22 protein-coding genes are annotated in these 24,841 nt (G+C 48.1%); 16 read left to right on the top strand and 6 right to left on the bottom strand.

Going from position 1 to position 24,841, the window contains the following annotated elements; all coding sequences use genetic code 11:
• Positions 1-75: 75 nt before the first annotated feature.
• The gene (locus ABXR35_RS17760; protein WP_367063364.1) at positions 76-912 is read left to right on the top strand and encodes a MurR/RpiR family transcriptional regulator; all 837 of its coding nucleotides are present in this window, start codon (positions 76-78) and stop codon (positions 910-912) included.
• Between the two features lie 329 nt (positions 913-1,241).
• The gene (locus ABXR35_RS17755) at positions 1,242-1,958 is read left to right on the top strand and encodes a DUF6707 family protein (RefSeq protein ID WP_367063363.1); all 717 of its coding nucleotides are present in this window, start codon (positions 1,242-1,244) and stop codon (positions 1,956-1,958) included.
• Between the two features lie 192 nt (positions 1,959-2,150).
• Here the strand turns inward: ABXR35_RS17755 and ABXR35_RS17750 are convergent, their stop codons facing one another.
• The gene (locus ABXR35_RS17750) at positions 2,151-4,463 is read right to left on the bottom strand and encodes a hypothetical protein (RefSeq protein ID WP_367063362.1); all 2,313 of its coding nucleotides are present in this window, start codon (positions 4,461-4,463) and stop codon (positions 2,151-2,153) included.
• A gap of 197 nt (positions 4,464-4,660) precedes the next feature.
• Here ABXR35_RS17750 and ABXR35_RS17745 point away from each other — a divergent pair, with 197 nt between their 5' ends.
• Both ABXR35_RS17745 and ABXR35_RS17740 read left to right on the top strand, forming a co-directional pair.
• Positions 4,661-5,194, top strand: a complete 534-nt coding sequence (locus tag ABXR35_RS17745; protein ID WP_367063361.1) for a HEAT repeat domain-containing protein — start codon at positions 4,661-4,663, stop codon at positions 5,192-5,194.
• Positions 5,195-5,236: 42 nt separating this feature from the next.
• Positions 5,237-5,500, top strand: a complete 264-nt coding sequence (locus tag ABXR35_RS17740; protein ID WP_367063360.1) for a NifU N-terminal domain-containing protein — start codon at positions 5,237-5,239, stop codon at positions 5,498-5,500.
• Positions 5,501-5,770: 270 nt separating this feature from the next.
• Here the strand turns inward: ABXR35_RS17740 and ABXR35_RS17735 are convergent, their stop codons facing one another.
• On the bottom strand, positions 5,771-6,688 hold the full coding sequence (locus tag ABXR35_RS17735; protein WP_367063359.1) for a hypothetical protein: 918 nt from the start codon (positions 6,686-6,688) through the stop codon (positions 5,771-5,773).
• A 599-nt stretch (positions 6,689-7,287) separates the two neighbouring features.
• On the opposite strand from ABXR35_RS17735, the gene ABXR35_RS17730 reads away from it, so the two are divergent.
• Positions 7,288-8,247 carry a glycosyltransferase family 4 protein gene (locus ABXR35_RS17730; RefSeq protein ID WP_367063358.1) on the top strand — a complete coding sequence of 320 codons (960 nt, stop codon included), beginning with the start codon at positions 7,288-7,290 and terminating at the stop codon, positions 8,245-8,247.
• Between the two features lie 252 nt (positions 8,248-8,499).
• The gene (locus ABXR35_RS17725) at positions 8,500-9,399 is read left to right on the top strand and encodes a DUF4261 domain-containing protein (RefSeq protein ID WP_367063357.1); all 900 of its coding nucleotides are present in this window, start codon (positions 8,500-8,502) and stop codon (positions 9,397-9,399) included.
• A 394-nt stretch (positions 9,400-9,793) separates the two neighbouring features.
• Here the strand turns inward: ABXR35_RS17725 and ABXR35_RS17720 are convergent, their stop codons facing one another.
• Positions 9,794-10,699, bottom strand: coding sequence for an AraC family transcriptional regulator (locus ABXR35_RS17720; protein ID WP_367063356.1), 906 nt, complete (start codon positions 10,697-10,699; stop codon positions 9,794-9,796).
• Between the two features lie 126 nt (positions 10,700-10,825).
• Here ABXR35_RS17720 and ABXR35_RS17715 point away from each other — a divergent pair, with 126 nt between their 5' ends.
• Positions 10,826-11,680, top strand: a complete 855-nt coding sequence (locus tag ABXR35_RS17715; RefSeq protein ID WP_367063355.1) for a sugar phosphate isomerase/epimerase family protein — start codon at positions 10,826-10,828, stop codon at positions 11,678-11,680.
• Positions 11,681-11,773: 93 nt separating this feature from the next.
• Positions 11,774-12,805 carry a Gfo/Idh/MocA family protein gene (locus tag ABXR35_RS17710; RefSeq protein ID WP_367063354.1) on the top strand — a complete coding sequence of 344 codons (1,032 nt, stop codon included), beginning with the start codon at positions 11,774-11,776 and terminating at the stop codon, positions 12,803-12,805.
• Between the two features lie 237 nt (positions 12,806-13,042).
• Here the strand turns inward: ABXR35_RS17710 and ABXR35_RS17705 are convergent, their stop codons facing one another.
• On the bottom strand, positions 13,043-14,515 hold the full coding sequence (locus ABXR35_RS17705; RefSeq protein ID WP_367063353.1) for an MFS transporter: 1,473 nt from the start codon (positions 14,513-14,515) through the stop codon (positions 13,043-13,045).
• A gap of 190 nt (positions 14,516-14,705) precedes the next feature.
• Here ABXR35_RS17705 and ABXR35_RS17700 point away from each other — a divergent pair, with 190 nt between their 5' ends.
• Positions 14,706-15,128, top strand: coding sequence for a MarR family winged helix-turn-helix transcriptional regulator (locus ABXR35_RS17700; RefSeq protein ID WP_367063352.1), 423 nt, complete (start codon positions 14,706-14,708; stop codon positions 15,126-15,128).
• 12 nt (positions 15,129-15,140) lie between these two features.
• Complete coding sequence (locus tag ABXR35_RS17695) at positions 15,141-16,325, top strand: MFS transporter (protein WP_367063351.1); 1,185 nt, start codon at positions 15,141-15,143, stop codon at positions 16,323-16,325.
• 85 nt (positions 16,326-16,410) lie between these two features.
• Here the strand turns inward: ABXR35_RS17695 and ABXR35_RS17690 are convergent, their stop codons facing one another.
• Together ABXR35_RS17690 and ABXR35_RS17685 are read right to left on the bottom strand one after the other, a co-directional pair.
• On the bottom strand, positions 16,411-16,962 hold the full coding sequence (locus ABXR35_RS17690; RefSeq protein WP_367063350.1) for an NAD(P)H-dependent oxidoreductase: 552 nt from the start codon (positions 16,960-16,962) through the stop codon (positions 16,411-16,413).
• Positions 16,963-17,076: 114 nt separating this feature from the next.
• The gene (locus ABXR35_RS17685; protein ID WP_367063349.1) at positions 17,077-17,466 is read right to left on the bottom strand and encodes a winged helix-turn-helix transcriptional regulator; all 390 of its coding nucleotides are present in this window, start codon (positions 17,464-17,466) and stop codon (positions 17,077-17,079) included.
• Between the two features lie 203 nt (positions 17,467-17,669).
• Here ABXR35_RS17685 and ABXR35_RS17680 point away from each other — a divergent pair, with 203 nt between their 5' ends.
• The 6 genes from ABXR35_RS17680 to ABXR35_RS17655 all read left to right on the top strand — a co-directional run bounded on the left by ABXR35_RS17680 (position 17,670) and on the right by ABXR35_RS17655 (position 24,795).
• Positions 17,670-17,879: a helix-turn-helix transcriptional regulator gene (locus ABXR35_RS17680; protein ID WP_367063348.1), complete on the top strand. Its 210-nt coding sequence runs from the start codon at positions 17,670-17,672 to the stop codon at positions 17,877-17,879.
• Positions 17,880-18,020: 141 nt separating this feature from the next.
• A complete protein-coding gene (locus tag ABXR35_RS17675) occupies positions 18,021-19,187 on the top strand; it encodes an SAF domain-containing protein (RefSeq protein ID WP_367063347.1) in 1,167 nt (388 codons plus the stop codon).
• A gap of 73 nt (positions 19,188-19,260) precedes the next feature.
• Positions 19,261-19,980 carry a hypothetical protein gene (locus ABXR35_RS17670; RefSeq protein WP_367063346.1) on the top strand — a complete coding sequence of 240 codons (720 nt, stop codon included), beginning with the start codon at positions 19,261-19,263 and terminating at the stop codon, positions 19,978-19,980.
• On the top strand, positions 19,968-20,798 hold the full coding sequence (locus tag ABXR35_RS17665) for a CpaE/TadZ family protein (protein ID WP_367063345.1): 831 nt from the start codon (positions 19,968-19,970) through the stop codon (positions 20,796-20,798). The genes ABXR35_RS17670 and ABXR35_RS17665 overlap by 13 nt, the downstream gene beginning before the upstream one ends.
• Before the next feature lie 6 nt (positions 20,799-20,804).
• On the top strand, positions 20,805-22,721 hold the full coding sequence (locus ABXR35_RS17660; protein ID WP_367063344.1) for an ATPase, T2SS/T4P/T4SS family: 1,917 nt from the start codon (positions 20,805-20,807) through the stop codon (positions 22,719-22,721).
• A complete protein-coding gene (locus ABXR35_RS17655) occupies positions 22,708-24,795 on the top strand; it encodes a hypothetical protein (protein WP_367063343.1) in 2,088 nt (695 codons plus the stop codon). Before ABXR35_RS17660 ends, ABXR35_RS17655 begins: the two co-directional genes overlap by 14 nt.
• Positions 24,796-24,841: the final 46 nt, after the last annotated feature.

Raw genomic sequence — 24,841 nt, 5'->3', positions numbered from 1 at the left:
CAACATCGAAGTATGAAGTATGATAGAGGATTAACATGATGGACATGTATATAGATCAATAAGGGAGGGACGGCGATGGGGCTGACTTTTGATCATGTCAAATTGTCGCGCAGTCATCAGCGTGTGGCTGATTATATTTTGAAACATATCGACGGCATCCCGTTTATGGTAGAGGAAGACATCGCGTCCGCTTGTGAGGTGAGCGTATCAACCGTTTCACGCTTCTGGGCAGAGATTGAATGTCGCAATCTAAAGGAATTCAAAAACCGCGTAAAAAAAGAAGGGCTGATTTCGCCAACACGCAAGCTGCAATCCGCCTTTGAACGTTTGGAGGAGCAGGGTAGCACCACCGCCCAGATTATGGACACCGTCGATTATTTGCAGCAAACCGCCGACCGCTTGGAGCAAAAGGAGTTTGATCGGGCGGTACGGATGCTGACCGAAGCCAATACCATTCACATTTACGCGCCCGGCTCGGCGCGCGCATTGGCAGAGCTATTGCAATTCCGGCTCACTCGATTTGGTAATCGTGTCCGTACAATGGATTACGGCGGGCATGAGATACTAGAGTATTTGATCCATTTGCGTACTGGGGATGCTGTAGTCATGTTCGGCTTTGTATCCGAATCGCCAGAGATGGCAACGCTGTTCGATTATGCACGTCAATGCGGCTGTCACATTATTCTGCTAACCGATCTGGTCGTTAGCGACATGCGGCAAAAAGCAGATGTCGCGCTGTACACGGCACGCGGCGAAGTATGGGAGTTCCATTCTATGGCAGCTCCGCTCGTTATGCTGGAAGCGCTGATCGTCGCAGTTGGCAAATCGCAGGAGCAAAAAGCAATGCGTCACGGTGAGGAGCTGCACCGCCTACGCCGTCAATACAGCAAATGGTTGCCCAAACGAGTATAGAGGATCACCTCGTCGTCATAGACATCATGATATATACCATAGGCAAAAAGGTCAGAACCGTGATTATGTATCTATCGGTTCTGACCTTTTTGATTGTTGTGTGCTGGAGTTGAATTTGTTTTTTCAGTTATACTGTATGGGTTAATGATGTACAGAGAAACGATATACCATTGATAAGCGTAGCAGTTGAGCGAGATTAATAGGTAGGCAAGACTGCTGCATACATCCATCCCAATCGTGCTTTTTGTGAGCAAACATTTTTTGTAAGCAAACATTCAGTAGAATAAAAGATTGCGACCCTACAATACATATAACCGGAGGTACAGCCAATGAGTGAAACACAAACGCTACAACAAGCTCTCGCACACATTCAGGAAGCCGCCCAGTCTCCATTATCCAATGTTGCGCCTTCCACTAGCGAATCTGCCAGCTCTAGCGCCGCAACTGTCAATACCGACACTGCATCCACCCAGTCAACGCTAGCCGACTATATCCAGCGTCTTCCCAAGCGCCAAATGCGCGGTGACAAAGCGCAGCTGCAATGCTTCGTTGAACTGGCACAGCTACTGTATGTGAATGGGGAAAAAGAAAAGGCACGCCAGATTGTAGAGCCACTCATCGCACTTCCTTTTAATAATAACTACAACTACTGGACATGGATAGAAATTGCCCATGTGCTGCATGCCGTACTGGCACCAGCCGAACAAGCTGATGCAGCCAAGCAGCAAGCTATCGCCGCGATTGAATCAGCAGTGAACACGGGCAAGCCAGACGTGGTGGAGATTAAGCGCGATGTACACCAGCGTTTTCTGCAAGGAGACATGGTGCAGTCGAGTGATCTCGAACGCCAAATCTCTGCCGATGATCCAGCAGGTGAAGCGAATCGCCGACTCATTCATCTGATGCGACTCATTAAGCTAGAGCTGTTGGGCGGCTCGGAACAATATCCGGCATCCCGTGCAGCAGATGAGGCGAAACAGCAGATCGCCCGTATCCGCGATATTATTGCAGACATCGGTCTGTTCAAGCTTAGCCCGTTCCGTTGATTGGTGGCATCGCTATTGTGAGCAATGGTGTGAAAGTAAGGCTATGAGAGTAAAGCAATAACAGTAAAGCAATAACAGTAAAGCAATAACAGTAAAGCAATAACAGTAAAGCAATAACAGTAAAGCAATAACAGTAAAGCAATAACAGTAAAGCATCATCTTGAGCTGCTGTATCGCTGGACGTTCTTATGATCAGGTAGAAGCATATTTTACAATGACCGCGTCCTGTGATTGTTCATCATAAGCTATCCACAATTCGTCGCCGATCTGCACGCCGAACAGTGGTTCAATCGACTGTTCAATTTGATAATCCCGTCCATGACGCTGCACAGTAATGAGCGCATAGGGACGTTCGCCAACCGTTCCTTGGAATTCCACTCGCTGCACGATGGCACTGCCCTGCTTGCCGCGCAGTAGACGAATTTCACGCTCCAATTCATACCGATTGATGCTAACTGGGATCGTCATCCCCGTCCGCAATGTAGTCAGCATCGCTTCCTGTACGAATAGACTATTCATCCGCTTGATCACATTCTCACCTGCCTGAATGGAGATTTCCATCAGCACCAGCTGGCGATCTCCACTGCGCAGCGGATACGGCTTGCTGTAGATCAGTTCGCCTTGCAGGGTCAGATGATCCTCTGGACGATACGGCTGAGTGGAGCCGTAGCGGAATAGACGCGGCACACCGCCAATAATAGCGAGGGTCGCCTGTTCCCATGTCCGATAGGTGAATCCGACAGGCTGAACAACAGGAATGGCATAATGATCTCCATCGGCTTCAAAATGCAGCAGCAACGCTTCTCCACGCTGTACAGTATCGATGCGATCGATCCGCTGAAGTGTGGCATTATAAATCCATTCCGGTTCGTCAGCATCTTCTGGCAACAGAACATCGTCCTGTTCGGTAATAAATATCGCTTTGTTGCGTGCTGGATCATAGCTGATCATGACCGTATCACCGACAGATGGAGCATTCAGCAGCGAGATGACTTTGCGTATATGCAGCTCACGCGGCTGTCCTTCGAACGAAAACGAAATCGTAAAGTCGACCAATGGCTGGTCATTGATTCGGGTGCTGGTTTCCTTCATTCGGGTAATCACCGCATCCAGCACAACGCCTCTGGCAAGCTGCCGTTTCTTCCGAGAGCGCATCAGCGGACTCAGAATGAGCGGCACGACAAACAGCAGTACCGGAAGGGCAAGCCAGATAAACCAGTTGATCACCAGCGCTCCACCTTGACGAACAAAAGCCAAAAATCCGTGCAACGATGGCGAATCGCTCACTGCTCCTGTTTGTCCGTTCAGCTGCCAGTTTTGTACCGTTTTGGTTTGCAGCGAAGCCATTTTGTTCGTCTTGGTATTCAACCAGCCGCCACCATGATCTTCATACGAATAGTAGAGCTGTGGGCTGTTGAATTCCTTGTAAAATTGCAGGCTGCTGTTTTTCAAGTCTTCTGTGCTCAAGCCGACTAGCAGGGCAGAGACATCGGTGGATGCTTTGGTTTGTTCGTTATATACATAACCGCTGCGTTTGCCCTTGACTGGGTCTGGTGTTGTGGAACCAGCGATGAGAATCTCATTGTCATTTAGTAAAAAGAGCTTCGGCTCATAGACTGGCTTGGGCGTAGGCACAGCCTGTAATCGGTCATCGTCCTGTGAATACGTGTACGCCTGTGACGGATACGTGCTGTCGATCTTGATCGTCGGGCGCGACTGCGTACCAAAGTGCTTGCGGAATTGCAGCTGTGCCAGATCTTCCGCCTCGAAAGGAGTTTCTTCCTTTTCAGGATGGTAGTACACGTCGATCTCACCTTTGTCATCTCGAATGCCGCTAATGTAAGCGGTGGTGGAGTCTACCAGCGATATTTGGAACATCGGAATGGTGCCGCCTGCATCGTCAAATGTATCGTCAACCGCATCGATTCTGACTGGACGCTGCCCTTTAAAATAACTGCCATCTTGCAAGTTGATAGAATGGAATTTGCCTTGGGCAATCCATGCGATAAAAGCCTCCTTTTGTCCACTCTGGTCTGCCTGTGCGAAAATGATTTGATTACGCCAGATGTTGCTGTCCGAACTGAGATAGCCGCCAATCGGCACAGACTGGTCGATAAGATTGGTAAGCTGCTTGGTTGCCGTATCCAGCAGGTAGGCATGGGCATCGTCCGTTTGACCTTTGACAGCAAGAAGAAGCTGCCCCTTCTGGTAGGCTGCCAGATGCTCCATGAAAACATTCGAACTCATGTTCATCTCACCCTCATATTGCGAGCCGTCGGCTTGGTAGAGATACGCCTTCAGCTGGTTATCTGAGGTGGAGGGAGAGAGCGCGATGACACGATTTCCCTGATCGACATAAAAAATATCGCTGATCTCATTCGTATACTGCTTGAACGTTTCGGGACTCAAGCTATCCTTATAATCGTTCCACACGAAGTAGCTCAACAAAATAGCAGGAAATAGAAAGATCAAAATGGGGAATAAGCGTAGTATTTTTCTAAACACAATCGTTCCTCCTGTAGGTCTATGTATAGCTGTATCGTACCATAATTACAAAAGTCACTTCCATGAAATCGGGTATGCTGTAAAAAGGATTATGCGCATTTTGGTGTTGATATGCTGCAAGCGTGGTAAGTATGCTAATATAGAGGCTGGAACAATGCACGCTTCATGTGATGAAGCACAGAGAGGAAATGAATATTTTGAGTAACGAATTCAATGAAGAACAACAGGAGCAGGCTGTGTCTGCCCGACAATATGAACTGCCGGAAAACTATAGCCAGCTGAAAAAGGATGCGCATCGTCAATCGGATTGGCAGCGCCGCCAGCAAGCTGCACGCGAACTGGGTCAGTACAATCAGCCACCAGTGATCGATCTGCTGCAACATTTGCTGCACAATGATCCAGTAACAGCAGTGCGTCAGGAAGCATATGAGCAGCTACGTCAACTAGGACAAGAAGTGGAATTGCCGGAACGTCAAGGTGGCGAACTGTTCAACCACATGACCAAAACGCTGATCCGTATCAAAAAAAGCTTGCCTGCTGATCATAGCTACGAGGACTTCAAAGACAAGCTGAACAAAATGCGTGCCGACATCTACAACGCCTATGAAGGCGAAAAAGGCGACGAATTCGATAACTGGCTGCGCGGTCGCTGGGAAAGTCTTGATCTGACGATCAACCCGAAAAAAGACAAGCCAAAAGCCAACACACGTAACAACAAACGCAATTCCTGACTGCCCATACACCACTATAGGATGCAAAGGAGAATGACACCCATGGCGATTCAAATCCAAGTACAACCAACACCTAACCCCAATGCTGTAAAAATCAACGCAGACCAAACGATCTTCGAAGGTGCAGGTAGCAAGTCCGTGAAAGCTGGCGATACAACGGATCACGCACTGGCACAAGCGCTCGTGAATATCGACGGCGTAGACAACATCTTCGGTATGCGCGACTTCGTAACTGTCAGCAAACTGCCCGATGCAAGCTGGGACGACATCATGCCACAGGTCGAAAAAATCTTCGAAGAAGCCTAAGTGACTTGGGACGCGGAATGGTTCTAACCAAACATTCCATCAAAAAGGGACACCCGCTATTCCAGCAGGTATCCCTTTTTTGTATTGTCCCACACCATTGCCCAATTCCCCGTAAATAGAGTAGAGAACAATCACAACATTTTTTATGATTTCATAAATACAAATACCGCTATAGATACATAGACCAATACATATACCGATCGCGCTACAGATACATATACCAATCTCGATCCTATAGATATGGATTGGAACTTAATGCTCTATCGCAATTCATTTCTGCCGACGATGATTCCCAACTCTACGAGCAACCCACCATCCCGCAAACCCTACAATCAATATTCCCCCAGCAACCCAACCCCACATCATTCTAAGCGCAGTATTACTCTCATCCTCATTCGCTACACCATCTACATTCATCCCAGATCCAGCGGAACCAGACATCTCACCAGCACGACCATCATTCCGTTCCTGTCCCGCTGCAAGTTGCTCATCCGCGCGCGTTTGTTCCGCATTCCATAATCGATGTACAAATGCCTGTAGCGTCAACGTATCAAATTGCTTCATCTTCAACAACATACTATTTTGCAGTAGCATCACCTGCTCCTGACCATCCATATGAGTAACCAATGCCTTAATCCCCGTACGCTGATCGTCAATCAACATACCCTTCGTATCATACTGACTCCAAGCCATCGCATGCCGTAGCGGTCCTGTAAAATCCTTCTCCGAAAATCCTTCCGACGTCGCCACCATCGTAATCTCATCATATTTTGGCGGAGTAGACGCATATAGCAATGACTGATCCTTCCCCCGATACTGCGTCGTAAACACATACCCCGCCATATCCAGCACCTGATCCGAAGAAATCCCACGTTCATCTGCCTGCCCACCCAGCTGCTCTATCGCCATGCCATCCAAAACATAATACCGATACCCTTCACCTAACGTATATGTATCCTCACGAACCGGAAGATTCTCATGCCCTTGCACACCCTGATTCTGCCCAAGAATATGAACCTGTGTCTGCGAATTCCGCAATTCCTGCTCAATCTTCCCCCGCACCTCATCAGGAACCCCACCCGCATCAACGTACCCAACCCAACTCCCCATCCCCAACACAACCACAATCCCACCCCCAACCAAAACCTTCCCCAATCCACTCAACCTACCACCCAATAACCTCCACACCTCAATCTACTCCTTTCCGCATCCAACTAAACCCAACAGTCAGACAAGTATTCCAAAACACTATCAACTCTAACACTCCATTCTCATGCCATTCAAAATCTCAATCAAATTCCATATTATGTATAAAAACCTTGCCAAACAAAGCATACCACCAACACCTCACATTCAAAACCCCATCCCCAAACACAATCCCCTAAAAATCTCTATTCCCCCAACTCCCCCATCCAAAAGAATTTTTTGCTTGGTATGGCGAGTTGGGATGGTGGGCAAGCACGGAACGGAGGGAAGGAAATAAGGGAAAAGGGCGACTTTGGAGATGCGAGAATCTACAAGTATCTCCCAATTCCGTAGATTCTCGTATCTCCACCGGAGTCCCGTTCCCTTATTCCTTCCCGCAGTGAATGCTGCTCATCATCTCACCCCCAACCACTCCCAAAACAATTCTGACAGAAATATCAGATTTGCCATATTGCCCTCGCCGTCATTTCGCTGTATATGTAATTTAGACCTACTGACCGTGAATTAACACCATGCGTTTTGTATCTCGATGTCCAACCAGCAAGCGATGAGCGTGAATGTCCAACCTCAAGGAGGGAACTATGCAATATATTGCTGCGTTTATTCTGTCATTCGTCTTTGTATTAATCACCATCCCCATGCTGCGCAAATGGGCGATTACGCTCGATTTTGTAGACAAGCCGCGCCCGGATAGCGAGCGCAAGCTGCACAAAGAGCCAGTGCCGCTAATGGCGGGGATTGCCTTGTTTGGCGGATTTGTCATTTCCTACATATCATTTATGGATGCCAGTCCGGGGAAAATGGCGGCAGTGCTTGGCGGTTCGTTGCTAGTGCTGATCATCGGGCTGGTGGATGACTGGTACAAAGTCAGTCATCGCGAATTTGCGGCATTACCCAAAATGCTTGTCCAACTGGCAGCGGCGCTCATCGTCTACATGGCGGGTATCCAGTTCTCAGGCTTTTCTAATCCGTTTAACGGCGAATATATTTTACTGCCAGAGTGGTTACAGCTGGTGCTAACGTTGCTGTGGATTTTTGGTGTGACAACTGTTATTAATTTCAGCGATGGGATGGATGGATTGGCGGGTAGTCTGGCGACGATCTCAGCGATTACGCTCTTTGTCGTAGCAATGGCACAGGGACAGAGTGGACCTGCGATTATGGCGATCAGCCTAGTCGGTGTAGGGATCGGTTATCTGCGTTACAACAAGCCACCTGCAAAAGTATATATGGGCGATTCCGGTGCTACATTCCTCGGCTTCGTACTAGCGATTATCGCGCTCGATGGCGCATTCAAGCAGGCGACGTTACTCTCTATCTTTGTGCCTATTCTGGCGCTCGGTGTGCCGATCTTTGACAATATCTTTGTCGTGATTCGGCGTATGATGAGAGGGCAGCGAATCTATGAAGCAGATGCGACGCAGATTCATTACCGATTGCTGTCGAGCGGATTGAATCCACAGCAGGTGCTGCTGGTGCTATGCTTGATCAGCGTTTGTCTGGGATTGTCCTCGATCATTCTGATGATGTTACCAATATAGACAGGGTCTGATATTCCGAAGTATTTAACGGAATGTCAGACTTTTTTTATGGAGAACAGGTAGCGAGTCTTGTTCTGGATTTCCCTGTTCCTTCCAAATGTTACGGTGGGAAGATAGGAAAATGCTGTCATACCTGATACACTGGAAATGAATGCTAGAATGGTCATGTGCAACTGCCGGATAACCAGCACTGTCAGAAGGCTGCGGATAAAGAGCATTTGACGCTAACACTACATAGTAAAGGGGCAATGAATGATGGGATTTTTTGATAAGTTTCGCCGCAAAAAGCAGGATAACGATGATACCACTCAGAATCAGCAACGTCAGACGGAGCCAACGGCTGTAACCAGCCAACCAAGCGCGTTTGGATATGACCATGGAGCGGAGTCTACGGTACAGGTACAGTCCGATGTGCCAGAGGAGACGACGATGCTGCTTGGCTTCGCGCTGTTGAATAGTGAAGCCTTCGATGCTGCGCGTGTCATTCAAATCATGCACGATCACTGGGGCATCACCATTGCCGATTTGCAGCCAGATGACAATATGGTGTTTGAGCTGGCAGGTATGAATGTAGCCATCGCTCATATGCCAGCCGTCATTCCGAATCGGGAAGTGGAAGAAAACTGCAAATACAATGTGCTGTGGCCTCAAGCGGAGCAAGTGGTAGCCACGCACCAATCCCATGTCATCATCACAGTGATGGGCATTACGGATGTATTGCTTGGACATGCACTGTTCACGCAGCTGACCAGCAGTGTCTTGCAGCTGGACAATGCGATTGCCTATTATGCACCGCCTATGGTCATGTCGGCAGAAGCCTATGTAGAAAGCGCCGAGATTCTCAAAGATCAGGAGCTGCCCGTTCAGCTGTGGGTATTCCTCGGTCTGTACAAAACCGAAGACGGTTCCGGTAGTGGAGCCTATACGGTTGGTCTGAAGAATTTTGGCAAAGATGAATTAGAGATCATTGATTCGAAGCAGTCGATTGAAGATGTGTTTGAATTTATGATGAATATTATTAGCTATGTGGTCGGCAGTAATGTAGTACTGCAAGATGGCGAAACGCTAGGCTATTCGGAGGAGCAACGATTGTCTCTGACCAAGTCACCTGCGGTAGCAATGGAAGGCGAAAGTATAAAGATCGGATTTTAAAAGGGATGGTAGCACACAATTGCTATGTCCATATTAGAAGCAGGCCATTCTAGTACATCCATATACAGCCTACACGAATAGATGGAGTACAGACAGTAGGTCAATGGATGAGTAGGTTGATAGATCAGTAGATCCTTATATCAGTAGCTCATTATATCAGTGCAAACCGGTATCCTGTTGTCTTATCTTACAGTCGCTGCATCATCCAGTTAGGGTGATATGCTGCTAGATGAAGATAATGAGATACCGGTTTTTTGCTAGCAATACAACAATCTTCTCATTCTCTGTATGCTCTATCATACAGCTCTGCCAGAGCGTGGCTTAGGCTACTATATGTCGACTGTATATTCATTATATGGTTACTGTATTCACTAGGCGGGCTTCACTACACAGGCTACAAAATTCTCGCGATCCGCCGATAGGTGCGCGGAGGCATGCCTTCCACCTTACGAAATAAACGGCTGAAATAGTGAATATCTCCATAGCCCACCTGCCGACCAATATCCTCAATCGTACTGTCCGTCTCACGTAATAAACGGCGTGCCTCGCGCAAACGCAGCATCTGTACGTATTCGCCCGGCGGCATGCCCGCCATCCGACGGAACATTTTGATCATATGATCCTCGTTCATATTTAATCGCTCCGCTAATTGCGGATTACTCCATACTGCCGCAGGCTCGGCTTCCATATCCATCATTAGTTCCTGAATTCGGTCACCATGCACGGGCGGTTTTAGAGAAGTATATTCCTTTTGCGAGCGCAGCAGCAGACCGAGAATATGCAGCATCAGCCCTTTGCAGATCAGCATATATCCCGGTGGTCGCATCGTATATTCATGCACCAGCTGTTCCATAAGCTGCACGCAAAGCGGAGAAGGCGTATACAGCAGCTGTGACGATAACGGCTCAAAACCCTCTGCGACAGCCTCGATGCCAAACTTCTCCCGCATGATTCTCTGTTCATGTACCACCATATCGTCATCCCGCTGAATACGCATCTCACCCAAAAAATCAAAATGAATCCCGATAAATTGCGTATGCGGCGCACCGAGCACTTCATTATGATGATGTACGCCCGGCGGGATGAATAGCAGCTGACCGGGCAAAATGTCCATAGTATATTCGCGAAAATGAGTGCGCGCTTCCCCTTTCCGTACATATAGCAGCTCAAAGTCATACAAACGACGTTCCGGCAACAGACAAGGAGCCATTTTCTGAAATTGTGCATAGTGAACCGTAGGCGACCACTCCTGCAATGGTGCTGATCTGCGCGGATGGATCAAGAAACCGAAATTGTGCAAAAATATCTCTCCTTCCGCTAAATTCATCGTGTGCTTCTATTGCTACAATGTCTACAAACCAAGACATCATTTGCTCGTTACGCTGATGATACAACCATTTCTACCAAATGAACAGGAGGCGGTATTGTGAAAAAAGGTATTAATATCTGGTCTTTTCCTGATGATTGGAGTATTGCACGATGCGCAGAGGTTGCTGCGGATGCAGGCTTTGACGGGATGGAGCTATCGCTGAACGAGGAAGGCGAGCTTGGCCTGCAAACGGATGAGAAGCAGTGGCAGCATATTCGGCGACAAGTGAATGATACTGGGCTGGAGATTGCCGGGCTTGCCACCGGATTGTATTGGACGTATTCGATGACGAGTGATGATTCATCTGTGCGCCAGCAGGCGATGGATATTTGTAAAAAGCAGCTTCATATCGCTGCTGCGCTAGGTGTCGATGCCATTTTGGTTATTCCGGGTGCGGTCGGCGTATCCTTTATACCGAATTTTCCAGTTGTACCCTATGATGTGGCATATGAGCGTGCATTGGAGAGCATCACCATGCTATCGGCAGAAGCGCAGGCATGCGGTGTTGATATTGCTCTGGAAAATGTATGGAATCAGTTCTTGCTCTCGCCACTGGAAGTGCGGCAGTTTATTGATCATGTCGGTTCACCAGCTGTAGGCTCTTATTTTGATGTAGGCAATGTGGTATTTGCAGGGTATCCCGAACAATGGATTACGATCCTCGGCGATCGGATCAAAAAGGTTCATTTCAAAGATTATCGCCGGGAAACTGGAACGCTGGCTGGTTTTGTGGATTTGCTGGCAGGGGATGTGAATTATCCAGCAGTGATGCAGGCACTGCGGCAGATTGGATACGACAACTATGTGACCGCTGAGATGATTCCATCCTATCGACATCATAGCAGTCAGATCATTTATAACACCTCGCAATCGATGGATGTTATTTTGGAGCGCGTTCAAGTACGCGGATAAACGGAGTATATGCCGTTTGCCATGCAGTAGCGATGGCGGAGGACAATGGCAAGGCTATACAGTCACTATTATCAGGAAGAGGGAGGCAATTTCGTGATCAAAGTAGGCTTGATTGGATTCGGTGTAATGGGGCATATGCATCTGGAAAATTATATTCGTTTGCAGGCGGAGGGGGTGCAGGTGCAGTTGGTTGCGATTTGTGATGTACAAATGGAGCAATTACAGCATGCGCATGTCAAAGGCAATATTGATACAGATACCGATACCACGCAGATCGATCTCTCCGTTTACCAGCTATACACCGATATGGAGCAAATGCTAACCGAGCAGCAGCTGGATGTGATTGACATTTGTCTGCCAACGGATTTGCATGCGGTGCTGGCTGTAGATATACTACAGCGCGGGTATCATGTGTTTATTGAGAAGCCAATGGCATTGACAGTAGCCGAAGCCCAAACGATGACAGAAGCAGCACGTCACCATAATCGTCATCTGATGGTAGGGCAGTGTCTGCGTTTCTGGCCTGCATATGAATATTTAAAAGAAACGGTGGATAGCGGCGTATTCGGTCAGCCGCTGGGTGCGTATTTGTTCCGTGGTGGCGATCTGCCTTCTCCGTGGTTTTTGGATGGTAAGCGCAGCAAAGGTGCTATGCTGGATATGCATATCCACGATGTCGATATTGTGCAGTACATATTCGGCATGCCAGATTATGTATCCTCGATTGCGCGGAATGTGATTCCGGGCAGTGCGTATGATATGTGCTCCTCTAATTATGTATATGCCGATCGCAAAGTGATCAATACGCAGGTGGACTGGACGCTGCGCGGCGATTATGGATTTTCTATGGTGTATCGGGTGAATTTTGAACATGGCAATCTAGTATATGAGCAGGGCAAGGTACATGTCCATCCGAATGATGATCAAGGTTATATCGCGGAGCTGTCGCCAGATATGGGATATTATCGTCAGCTTCGTTATTTTATCGAGCATTTGTTATCAGGTGAGCCGATGGATCGCGCGACTCCAGAAAGCACGCTGCTGTCCATGGAACTGGTCGAAGCAGAGATGACTTCTGCTGATCGTGCTGGCGAACGGGTGGCACTCAGCAAAGTGACGGTGTGAGTGGAAAGACTAAACCATACAGAAGCAGATACACTTCTTTGTAGTAATCGTGCGGGTATAGGTTGTACTAGCGCCGATATAAAGCCGATATAAAATGGAATGATACAACAAATCATGACAAAACAAATGATGATAAAACACATGAAAAAGCAGCTCCCAGCACGCTTGGGAGCTGCTTTTTCTCATATAGTAATTTGAGGATGTATGTTCATCATATCATGTTGCCGTCACTCGCTATCATTGCGCAGCATTCGCTTCCGAATCACTAGTGCGACGTGAGCGCAGCATCCGCCAGCCTGTCAACATCGCAGCGACCAGACAGATGCTTGCAGACACGGTAAAGACTACGTGCATACCGCTTAGGAAAATCTCCGGTTGTCCGGGGATCAGCCCAGTGACGCGTTGTCCGGCTTCGCGGCTCATCACACCGAATAGTGTGCTAGTAGCAACGGTAATCCCGACGACCATACCGATATTTCGGATCAAGGAATTGACACTGCCCGCGATACCAAGCTGGGTACGGGCAATCCGCGACATAATGAGCGAGGTGTTCGGCGATTGGAACAATCCGCTGCCGATCCCAAGCATCGCGACCCACGTACCGACGAGTGGCAGCGGGCTACCTTGATGCAGTCGTGCCAACCCGAACTGGGCAACCACCATCACAATCAGCCCGGCAAAGGTGAGAATTTCGGAGCCGATTTTATCGGACAGCGAACCGCTCATCGGTGCGATAATCACCATCATGATCGGGAACAGCATTAGCAGGAAACCTGCTTGAAACGGTGACAGATTCAAGATGCTCTGTGTATAAAAGGGAGCAATAATGTTAAAGCAGAAATTGGCAACAAATACGAGAAACCCGCAGATAATGCCGAGCGAGAACAGCGGATTGCGGAACAAATCCAATTGAAGCAGCGGATCACTTTTACGCTTTTCCACCCATAGAAAGATGCACAGTAGCACAACAGCGGCAATCAGCGAGCCGACAATGCGACCATCACCGTATCCAAGCTGCTGCCCCAGCAGCAGTCCCGCAAACAAAAACAGAATAAAGCCGGTAAATAGTGCCGTACCTGTCGTATCAATTTTTGCACCAGTTTTCACCATATCAGGCGGTAGCAGCTTCAAGCCGAAGATGATGGCAATAATACCAATCGGCACATTCACCCAGAAAATATATTCCCAGCCCAGTGACGATAAGATCACACCACCCAGACTTGGTCCGGCAATACTACCAAGCGAAACAAACGTACCGACCAAACCAAGCGCTTTGCCACGTTCGGTCGGCGGGAAGATGTCTGTGACAATCCCCTGACTGTTCGCCATCGTCATTGAGGCACCGATCGCTTGTACAACCCGCGAGAGTAACAGAAAGGTCAGGCTATGGCTAAATCCGCACAGTAACGAGCCAATAATAAAGATGACCATGCCGATCTTGAAGATTTTGATTTTGCCGATACTATCGCCAAGCTTACCGAAGAACAGAATGGCAGCACAGATCGCCATCAAGTAACTGGTCGTCACCCATTCGCTCTGTGCAACAGGCAATCCGAGCGTTTCAGAAATGGTCGGCAGTGCAATATTGACGATGCTGCCATCCAGTGTAGACATAAAGGTAAACAGATTGAGAACGATCAAAATGATCCAGCGTCTGCGCTGAATATCGGGATCGTCCTGATATGTGCGCCGATTGGCGGTTTCGTTCATGGTAATACACCTCATTTATCTAAATTAGTTGCAGGTGCAACAAAGTTCGCAAATTGAGTATACTGATATTTTGTTGCGTTCGCAACTAATTTATTATAAAATTTGAATGTTTCTTGTTACAGTTCTTCATCCAAGAGCAAATCAAAACAGAAAAAAGCTGGATTGGTTCCGGCAGAGAAGGTGTACACATATGAAAAGGGATACGGTCGGCAAGCTGATCTCTTATATTAATCGTTTGAATCAGAAGCAATTGGCTCGTATGTTCAAGCCGTATGATATTGGAAGCGGCGGACATCATAGTTATTTAAAAGCGATTTTGCAGCGTCCGGGTGTTAACCAGGATCAGCTGACGAATGATCTCAAATTTGATAAAGCAACGACGGCACGCTCAGTCCGTCAGTTGGAGGAAGCGGGATATATCGAGCGCCGAGTCGATCCGAATGATCGTCGTGCGTATTTGCTGTATCCGACGAAGCGAGCGCTTGATTTTGAACCTGTACTCCAGCAGACCTTATTGACGGCGAATGAGAAGCTGACCAGCAGTCTAACCGAAGAGGAAAAGGAACAGCTATGGCAGCTGCTCAACAAAATCTATCAAAGCAACAACATATAAGGAGTCGATGTAATGACACAGAGTAAAACGTTGACTTCCAGCTTGATCTGGACGATGGCGATTGCTGCGGGTGCAGCTGTTGCTAATTTGTATTATAACCAGCCGCTACTAGCAGATATGGCGCGGTCGTTTGGTGTATCACGCGATGCAGCGGGGTATATTTCGACCTTTACGCAGATCGGGTATGCAGTAGGGATGCTGCTGTTTGTACCGCTAGGCGATATTCGCGAACGGCGTGGACTGATCTCTATTTTGCTGGGGATTGTCACCTTGTCGCTGCTCGGTGCGGCGGCGGCTCAATCGATTGAGTGGATGTACGCAGCCAGTTTGATGATTGGACTGACAACGGTGGTGCCGCAGATTCTGGTGCCTTTTTCCGCACAGCTAGCGTCGCCGGAGCAGCGCGGCAAGGTGATCGGGATGGTCATGAGCGGCTTGCTATTTGGCATTCTGCTTGCGCGTACTGTATCCGGTCTGATCGGCGGCACATGGGGCTGGCGCTGGATGTATGTGCTGGCAGCAGTCTTTATGTTTGTATTGTTAATCGTGCTGCGTAGTCGTTTACCACGCGTAGAGCCGGAGCTGCAATCGTCGTATCGCGAGCTAATGCTGTCGATTACAGGCTTGATCCGCAAGTATGCTACTTTGCGCGAAGGGGCGCTGATTGGTGCGCTGAATTTTGGTGCATTTAGTGTATTTTGGACGTCGCTTAGCTTTTATCTGGAAGGAGCGCCGTATCATTATGATAGCCGCATTGCTGGGTTGTTCGGATTGTTTGGGGTAGCAGGAGCGCTTGGGGCGCCGTGGGTTGGACGAATGGCGGACCGTATCGCGCCACACTGGATTATCGGCGGGATGCTGGGCATTACGCTGTTATCTTGGCTGCTATTCGGATTCACAGGGATGTGGATGATTGGATTGATTGTCGGCATTTTGCTACTGGATCTTGGTGTGCAGGGCGCGCAGATTTCCAATCAGACGCGTATTTATGCGCTGGAAGCGGCGGCGCGCAGTCGGCTGAATACCGTGCTGATGGTGAGTACATTTATTGGCGGGGCGGTTGGTTCGTCAGTTGGCAGTTATATGTGGGAGCATGGCGGCTGGTCCGCAGTCAGTCTGTCTGGCGGTGTGATGATCGTATTATCATTGCTAGTCTGGGCAATTGGCAGATGGAATGAAAAGAAGCGTATGGCATAGGGACTTGTTCCCTTGCCATACGCTTTTCTTTTTGAGGAGAATGGAACAATGATCCGACAGGCTGATACTGCTCAAATTGGTAAGTTTAGATAACAGTCTGCCCCTGAGTATAAGGCTGCAATACATAGTCTGCATACTGACGCGCGCTATCCTCCAACGCTTCCTTACTCAAATGCGATCCGGCAGCATACAGCACAAATGGTTTGCGATACTGTGCATTCAGATACCGCGTTGTCACTTCAAATGGACTCAGAATGGAGTGAATATCATAGCGATATTTGCTGTCTGCCTGATAATCCTGCTCTCGGCTGCCCGCAGATACGGCAACGCTAATCGTTTTGCTATGAAATAATTTGACATCCGGTCCGTATGCCCAATCCTCCAGAAAGACTTCATCCAGCCATTGCTTGAGTAGCGGTGGACTGCTAAACCAGTATAGCGGGAATTGCAATATAATCTGGTCGTGCTGCTCCAGCAGCGCTTGTTCGCGTGCAATATCCAGCTTGCCGTCAGGATATTCCTCGTATAAACGATGAATGGTCAGTCGATCGGAATGCTGTGCCAGCTCTTGCAGCCAGCGTTTATTGATGCGGGATTCATGCAGATTTGGATGAGCAACAACAATCAATGTTTTCATAACGGAATGTCCTCCTATATCCTCTGTAATGGTATGTGAAGCTGTAACGCCATTGTAGAGGGAAGGAAGTTCTATGTTAAGTAGGCACTTTGAAGTACCTGCCCTGTAAATCAATTATTGATCCTTGGTAGGCGGCTGAGGGTCGTCTAGAAAATATTCATCCAGCATCAAATGCTTGTCGCCATACACGCGTTCTAGATGATTCTCACCCCAACGACAAAAGAAGTCCAGCACCTCAATCAGACTCTCCCCATAGGAACTCAATATATATTCTACCCGTGGTGGTACTTCGCCATAATCATGCCGGATTACGACCCCGTCGCGCTCCAACTCGCGTAGCTGCTGAGTGAGTACTTTCTGGCTAATATTCGGAATGAGGCGTTTTAATTCGTTGTAGCGCTTGCTGCCTTCGGTCAGATGATACAGAATGATGCTTTTCCATTTGCCACCGATGATTTCTAGTGTAACTTCTACACCGATGCGGTATTTTTTCGGTTGTTCCATAAGTGTCCTCCTTGATCAACATAGATGCAGGATAGAGGGAATCATATATTTATACAAAAATCAATTGACATAGTGCTAAAGGATCATATAAGATGGCTGTATAAATAAACAACACCTATCAATATAAGCGAAGCACGCTTAATGTCTTAGGACATTTTGCGTGCTTTTTTTGTTGTCTATCTACTGGAAAGGAGCCACCATCTATGGAAATGATGCTAAACGAGGCGGAACGATTGATCTTCGCACGCAAGCGCCAAAAGCTGTCTCAGGGCGAACTTGCCCGCCACATCGGTTCATACCAAACCCGAATCAGCCGTCTGGAAAATGCGCAAAGCCAACCGACTGAGCACGAAAAGCAATTGATTCAGAAAGTACTCAATACACCGATCTGGTCGATAGCAGGCGGAGAGTAAATCAAGCAAGCTCATCCAAGCAAGCTCAAGAAAAACAAAGTAAGTCTATACCAAGCGTCAGTATGAATACCAAGCACTAGCAGCAATACGAAGCATCAACCCCAACGATTGAAACCAGCTTTTGTTAAGGAGTGTTAGCACGTGTCCATTATTCGTTTTCGGATGAAAAATAAGATTTACGCTGGCTTGATCGGCGGTCTGATCGTGGCGATTCTATCGTCCCTAGGATACATATTTCTCATCAATTATCAGTCCAAGCAGTTAAAAGCGGTCAAAGCCCAGTATGAAGTCGAACTGCTGCAAACGCAACAGGCACTGGAAGAACAACAAGCAGTATCGAACAAAATTGTCGTCACAACTGGCGAACTCAAAGCTGGCGATACCATTAGCAGCAAGCAGATTACGACCGCCTTTGTATCCAAACAGGGCGCACCAAGCAATGCCATAACCGACCCGAAGCAGCTGATCGGCAAAGTGATCAAGCTGGATACGGGTAAAGGCACTGCGCTAACTCCCGCAATGGTGTACGCCGAAGGCGCAACACCGAATGATCTGCGGATTCGCGAGTACAATGTGCTTCAATTGCCTAGCCGTTTGAAAAAAGGCGATTTTGTCGATGTACGGATCGGCTTTCCCAATGGTAACGACTATATCGTATTGTCCAAGAAAAAGGTCGAGGACTTGTCCGGCACCAATGTTTGGTACAACATCAATGAATCGGAATTGCTAGTTATGAGCAGCGCGATTGTAGATGCGTATTTGCAAGGTGCGAAGCTGTACGCGATCTCTTATGCTGACCCTTATATGCAGGACAAAGCAATTCCAAACTATCCGGCGAATACCGATGTGATTAACCTGATCCAATCCGATCCGAATGTATTGGAAAAAGCGACCCTGCAATTGAGCAAAGCGGCACGCACCACACTTGATGATAGCATGAGTCGTATGAGCGAAGCTGATAAAGCGAAGGCATCCAGTGCTTCCATGAATACTACATCTACAGCTTCAACGACCGACCTGTCTAGTAACGATCCAGCGGGAGCGAGTGCCGTATCAAGCGATTCCGTCACTTCACAGACGCCAACGCTGCAATCTGAGCCGTCAGTATCGGCGGTACCAGACACCGATCCGTCTGCTGTGCCATCATCCACGGAGCCAATCGTTACACCGATTCAGCAGGAGGATACGTCGTCAGCTTCCTCAGCGACCAGCTCTACAGATGCTTCCTCTCATACAAGTGGGGGCAATCAGTCATCGTCAGCCGATCAGAAAGCACAGGATGTATTTGAACAGCCATTGATTAAATAACACAGATTCAAACCTGTTGTCCTATAGAACGTATTCGCACCACCATATTAGATATAGCGCAAGGAGGATTCCCATGAATTATACGTTATTTCTCGGCTCAGCCGATATTAGCGATCTGCTAATCTATCTTAGCAAATTCCTGCAAACGGCAGGTCGACGCGTCCTGCTGGTCGATGCGAGCAGCGAAGGCTTTATCCGTTATAACACACCGATTCTGACAACCGAAGCGGGGGTGTCGCAGTACGATGAATTTGATATTGGATATGATTTTGCTGCATTTGGCGACATGAAGCTTCAATTGGATCAGGAGCAGCAGTACGATCAGGTATTGGTCTTTTGCTCTCAGCCTGATTTTATTACCGAAGCTGATCTTATGAGCTTCAAACAACGGTTTGTCGTGATTTCACCAGAACGTCGCTCACTGGAAAAGGCGATTGAACTGATGAGTCTGCTGCTGCATGGACGGGATAGTAGACAGCCGCGTATTCCGTTTGGACGATTGTTGGTTCATCAGTTGGATAGCGGACTAGCAGAGGATTATATCGAGAAAATGCTGGATGTGCTGCCGGTCGTTTTTGAAGAGCAGGCATTCACCATTCCATTCGATGAGATGGATTATATGCAGAAAATTATCAATCAGAATAGCAATACGGTCAGCATCAAGCGCATCTCTCGTCCACTGCGCAGTACGATTCAGCAGATGGCAGGCAATGTATGCGAGCTGGATCAGCAGCAGTTGAAAGTGTATGCCAAAAAAATGTCGCGGAGGAATCAGCCGGTATGGGGAATGTAATTGCTTACTGGGGAGCGCGTGCTGGTCAAACAGGCAGTTCCTCCAATCTGGTGTCCTCGGCGGCGGTGCTAGCGATGGATTATGTCAGCCGGATTCTGGTCGCACATACGCAATATGGCGGCTCACTGGTGGAAGATGCGTTTCGCCGTCAGCAGCGCTCCTTGGATGAGATGTCGCTTCGGTATTCACAGCTTGGTATAGATTCGCTAGAGATGCTGGCGCGCTCTGGGCAATTGACACCAGCGATGATGAAGGATTATACGACGCCTGTATTTAGTGGCTCGCTCGATCTGTTGCCTGGCACGAACAAGCCGGATCGGCATATGCTCATGTCCATGCACGAAGTTGCAGGTTCGATCTGCGAAGCTGCACGTAGCGCCTATGATCTTACGCTGCTGGATGTAGGTAGCGGCGAAGGAGATTCATTAATGGAGGCGATGCTGGATAGCGCCGATTTGGTGGTGGTTTCACTCAGTCAAAATATGAGCATGCTACGTCAATTTTTCCATCATCCGCCGACGTGGTTGGATAGTAAAAAGGTGGTGCTGGTGATTGGTCAATATGACAGCAGCTCGCGCTTAACAGCTACCAATATCCGTCGATTGTTCAAAATCAAAGCGCCATTATTCACCATTCCGCATAGCAGTGGATATATGGACGCATGCAACGAGCAGCGTGTCGTGGAATTTTTCCTGAAACGCAAGCATGTACAGCGCGATCAGCCGGACTATGGGCTGTTGCAGGAAGTACGCAAACTGAACCGCGGTATCTTCGATGCGCTAGCGGTGGATCATAATATGTTTGCAAAGGAGGCGTAAAGCATTATGGCTAGCCTCGATATGGCATTACTGATCAACCGGGCGTGTATCGGTCTGATTGTGCTCATTTTGTTCGTACTCGCGTATTTCAAGCTGGCGTACAAGGGAAGCGCAAACGATAAAAAAGATCGTCAGAATAGCAAATATACATTGCCCACGATGATCGATTATGTCAAAGCTGCTCTAAACGAAATGACCTCATCCTCATTGGATGATCTCGGATTGTCGGAGGAAGAATATACCCGACGGCTCAACCAGCGCGCGACGCTGATCAAGTCGCTCAAAGACTGCACGCATGGCGATCTGAACGCCAAACTATTCGTCAAAAGCACCATCTACGATCTGCTGCTCAAAACATACGAATTGACGGAAGATCATTTGAATAAGGTCATTCCATTTGAGCATGCAATGGCGCTGAGCAGTCAGGAGAAATTCGATATTTTGCTGTATCAGTACAAAATGATGCACGGGTTAAATGGCTTATCGCGATTGCTGGAAGATTACTCACTGGCAGGATTAAAATATGATCCAGAATCAGGTGGTTCCGGCTCGTACATTATTACAACGGATGAAATCAATCATGTATATGATGATTTTCCCGGCATGCTAGGGTTTGAGGACAAGCTGCATATTGTCGTACAGCGCATTTATCAGACATTCAAGGGCTTTAGTGTGATCGACGAAATCCGTGATATGAAGATCGACGGTGTCAGTGGTGGCGTATCTGGTGTTCCGGTCAGTCAGGTGGAATACGATGATGACTTTTACGACTTTACCTCGGCGATCAATGAGCGACAGATTCCGTTCAGTCATGATAGCGTGTGGATCTTTTATCGCGGGAAAAGCGTGCATCTGGAGTTTCTATCATTTGGCACGGAGGCAGAGCTGAAGCGGGTCTGTCAGAACATTTACCGCTACAACAATCCGGGTCAATTGTCCGAAGCGAACGGTTTTAAAGTCAATGAGATGAAGGATGGCAGCCGGATTGTGGTGGTGCGTCCCAGCTTCTCAGAATCATGGGCGTTCTTCGTCCGCAAATTCGATCCTGCTTCGGCAACACTGGATCAGCTCATTACCGACAATATTGCCAACCACGATATGGTCAAATCGCTGCTCATCTATCTAATGAAGGGTGGGCGAATTGTAGCGATCACTGGTGCGCAGGGCTCTGGTAAAACGACGCTGCTGATGGCGCTTGTTGCGCATATTAACGAAACATTCACATTGCGGATTCAGGAAATGTCGTTCGAGCTGCATCTACGCAAAATTTACAACAAGCGTAATATTTTGACCTTCAAAGAAACCGAAACCGTATCCGGTCAAGCAGGTCTGGATGTGCAAAAGAAAACCGATGGTACGGTCAATATTCTCGGTGAGGTGGCGACGGATGAAGTGGCTGCTTGGATGATCCAAATGGCGCAGGTGGCGAGTTTGTTCACCATCTTTACTCACCACGCCAAAACCTTCCGCGATCTGGTGTACTCGCTGCGTAACGCACTGCTCAAGCAAAATATTTTCAGCAATGAGAAAACCGCGGAGGAGCAGGTCGTGCGCGTACTGAACTTTGATGTGCATCTGCGCCGCGATCCAGACGGTTCGCGTTATATTGAGCGTATTACCGAATGTATCATTGTTGATCAGGAGCAGGAATACCCGACCAGCTTCAAAACTGCCAAGCGTTCAGACGAGCGCTTTACGGCGATGATGGAGAGCATGACGGAATACTTCCAGCGCTCCACCAACCGCAAAGTAGGCGAGGGGCGCAATATTATCGAGTATCGCAATGGACGCTATGTGGCGGTACATCCGATCTCGGACTATAACCAGCAGCAGATGCTGACCATGATGGAGCCTGCGGATCAGATCCGTTTTCAACAGTTTATGGCAGAGAACTGGGGTGGCATAACCGTTGACGCTTCTTAATGTACTGATCTATGTGCTGATTGGCTCAGCATTTGGCTTTGTCGTGCTGCTGGCTGCATTCAAGTTTGTGCAGCGCCGCAATATGCAAAACGGCAATGCTGATCTGTACCGCACATATGCCGATTATATCGGTTCCGGCAAATCCAGACGCATTCGGCAATATAACCGATTTTTGCAGGATTCGTATCATGCGTATATGCGTGTACCGCTACTGCGCAACTACATTATGCGTGTACGCAAGCGGCTGCAAAGTATTCACTCGTATGATGAATTCTCCATGCGTCGGGAGACGATGAAGATCGTATTTGCTACGCTGGCGATTCTGTCTACCTTTATTCTGGTGCTGCTGTTTATGAACAAGGATATGACCTTTATGTTCATGATTGCGCTAACGGCGCTGGTGATGAATGGCATGCTGATCGATACCTTTGTGAATCGAGTGGAAAATCGCCTATTGATCCAGCTCAAATCGGTCATGGACGATGTGCGACATAGCTATCAGCAGCATGGCATGATCGAAGAGGCATTGCATGATGCGGCGGAATCATCGACCCATGAAGCTTCGCTGCACGCACGGAAAGTACACGACATTCTAGTCGCGCCCGAGCCGGAAAAGCTGCTGCAAACCTATTATCAGGCAGCACCGAACCGCTTTCTGAAGGCATTTGCTGGGATTACGTACTTGGTCAAGGAATTTGGCGACAAAACGGTCAAGGATGGCTCGCTCTACCTGAGCAATATGGGTAAGCTGACGAACGAGATCAATCTGGAACTGCTCAAGCGTACCAAGCTCAGTTATTTGCTAAAAGGGCTAACCGCGATCTGTATCGCTCCTATCTTGTTCACTAAGCCGATTGAAATCTGGGCGAAGAATAACTTTCCGGTAATGGAGCAATTTTACGACAGCAAATTTGGCTTCTTTTTCAAAATCATTATCTTCGCAGTCATTCTGTTATCATACATTTTGCTCAAAAAATTGCAGGATCAGCAGGAAGGATTGTATCAGGCAAAGGTACGCAAAGTGTTGTGGGAGCAAAAGCTGCTCTCCTTCAAGCCAGTAGAGTGGATCGTCAATCGTTTTGTTCCAGCACCGCGTACGACGGCTCGGTTTCGCATTACGACGCTGATTAAGGATGCGAATGCAGGAACGCCGCTGGAGTGGCATTATTTGCATCGGGTGCTGCTGGCAACTGCGCTATTTACAACGATGCTGCTATCGTTTCAAACGATGCACTCTATTACCGTACGCAATATTTTGCAGGCACCGACGCAGAATGGCACCATGTTTGGGCAATTGTCAGATGCAGAGATGGACAAGGCACGGCAGACGACCGCTTTTGATACCCATGTCATTACACAGCTACAGCAGGTAGAGCCGGAGCAGATGGAAGATCGACTGATGGAACTGCTGTATGCCGATCCAGAGTTGGCGGGCGATAGCTCGCAATTGCTGACGACAACACAGCGTATCGAGGACAAGCTGCATGTGCTGCAAAGTGAATATTTTAAATGGTACGAGTTACTATTGGCAGCGGCAATCGCCTATGGCGGCTATCTGATTCCTTATGCGATGCTGCTATTTCAGAAAAAAGTGCGGTATATCGATATGCAAAATGAAGTCGATCAATTCCACACGATTATCGCTATGCTGTGTCAGATTGATCGCATGTCAGTTGATATGATGCTGGAATGGATGGAACGGTTCTCAACCATTTTCCGTGAGCCGCTACATAAGGCGGTGCTGGATTTTGAAAGTGGAGCGGAGCAGGCGCTGGAAGTGCTGAAGCAAGATGCGCCCTTTATCCCGTTAGCACGAACCATCGACAAGCTGATTTTGTCCGTGGAGCGCATTCCGATCAAGGAAGCGTTTGACGATCTGGAAAATGAACGCAATTACAATTTTGAGAAGCGTAAGCAGGATTATGAGCGCATGATCGATACCAAGTCCGAGTGGGGGCGTATCATTGGCTTCGCGCCGATGACTGTATTGACCTTTATCTATCTGGTGCTGCCATTTATCTATATGAGCTTCCAGCAGATGAGCGCATATTACCAGCAGTTGAACCAACTGTGAGGAATGGACGTTGAGAAATAAATAGCAAAATATGAATAGCAACAAT

This window comes from Paenibacillus sp. JQZ6Y-1 (genome assembly GCF_040719145.1).
GTDB classification, from domain to species: Bacteria; Bacillota; Bacilli; order Paenibacillales; family Paenibacillaceae; genus Saccharibacillus; species Saccharibacillus kandeliae.
Note: the sequence above shows the minus strand (reverse complement) of the source record. Positions and strands in the feature narration are given on the sequence as shown.

What these genes read in the sequence shown, in the direction of transcription:
- ABXR35_RS17760 (WP_367063364.1), top strand. Translation starts at nt 76, where the DNA reads ATGGGGCTGACTTTTGATCATGTCAAATTGTCGCGCAGTCATCAGCGT.
- ABXR35_RS17755 (WP_367063363.1), top strand. Translation starts at nt 1,242, where the DNA reads ATGAGTGAAACACAAACGCTACAACAAGCTCTCGCACACATTCAGGAA.
- ABXR35_RS17740 (WP_367063360.1), top strand. Translation starts at nt 5,237, where the DNA reads ATGGCGATTCAAATCCAAGTACAACCAACACCTAACCCCAATGCTGTA.
- ABXR35_RS17730 (WP_367063358.1), top strand. Translation starts at nt 7,288, where the DNA reads ATGCAATATATTGCTGCGTTTATTCTGTCATTCGTCTTTGTATTAATC.
- ABXR35_RS17725 (WP_367063357.1), top strand. Translation starts at nt 8,500, where the DNA reads ATGATGGGATTTTTTGATAAGTTTCGCCGCAAAAAGCAGGATAACGAT.
- ABXR35_RS17705 (WP_367063353.1), bottom strand. Translation starts at nt 14,515, where the DNA reads ATGAACGAAACCGCCAATCGGCGCACATATCAGGACGATCCCGATATT.
- ABXR35_RS17700 (WP_367063352.1), top strand. Translation starts at nt 14,706, where the DNA reads ATGAAAAGGGATACGGTCGGCAAGCTGATCTCTTATATTAATCGTTTG.
- ABXR35_RS17695 (WP_367063351.1), top strand. Translation starts at nt 15,141, where the DNA reads ATGACACAGAGTAAAACGTTGACTTCCAGCTTGATCTGGACGATGGCG.
- ABXR35_RS17690 (WP_367063350.1), bottom strand. Translation starts at nt 16,962, where the DNA reads ATGAAAACATTGATTGTTGTTGCTCATCCAAATCTGCATGAATCCCGC.
- ABXR35_RS17685 (WP_367063349.1), bottom strand. Translation starts at nt 17,466, where the DNA reads ATGGAACAACCGAAAAAATACCGCATCGGTGTAGAAGTTACACTAGAA.
- ABXR35_RS17680 (WP_367063348.1), top strand. Translation starts at nt 17,670, where the DNA reads ATGGAAATGATGCTAAACGAGGCGGAACGATTGATCTTCGCACGCAAG.
- ABXR35_RS17670 (WP_367063346.1), top strand. Translation starts at nt 19,261, where the DNA reads ATGAATTATACGTTATTTCTCGGCTCAGCCGATATTAGCGATCTGCTA.
- ABXR35_RS17665 (WP_367063345.1), top strand. Translation starts at nt 19,968, where the DNA reads ATGGGGAATGTAATTGCTTACTGGGGAGCGCGTGCTGGTCAAACAGGC.
- ABXR35_RS17660 (WP_367063344.1), top strand. Translation starts at nt 20,805, where the DNA reads ATGGCTAGCCTCGATATGGCATTACTGATCAACCGGGCGTGTATCGGT.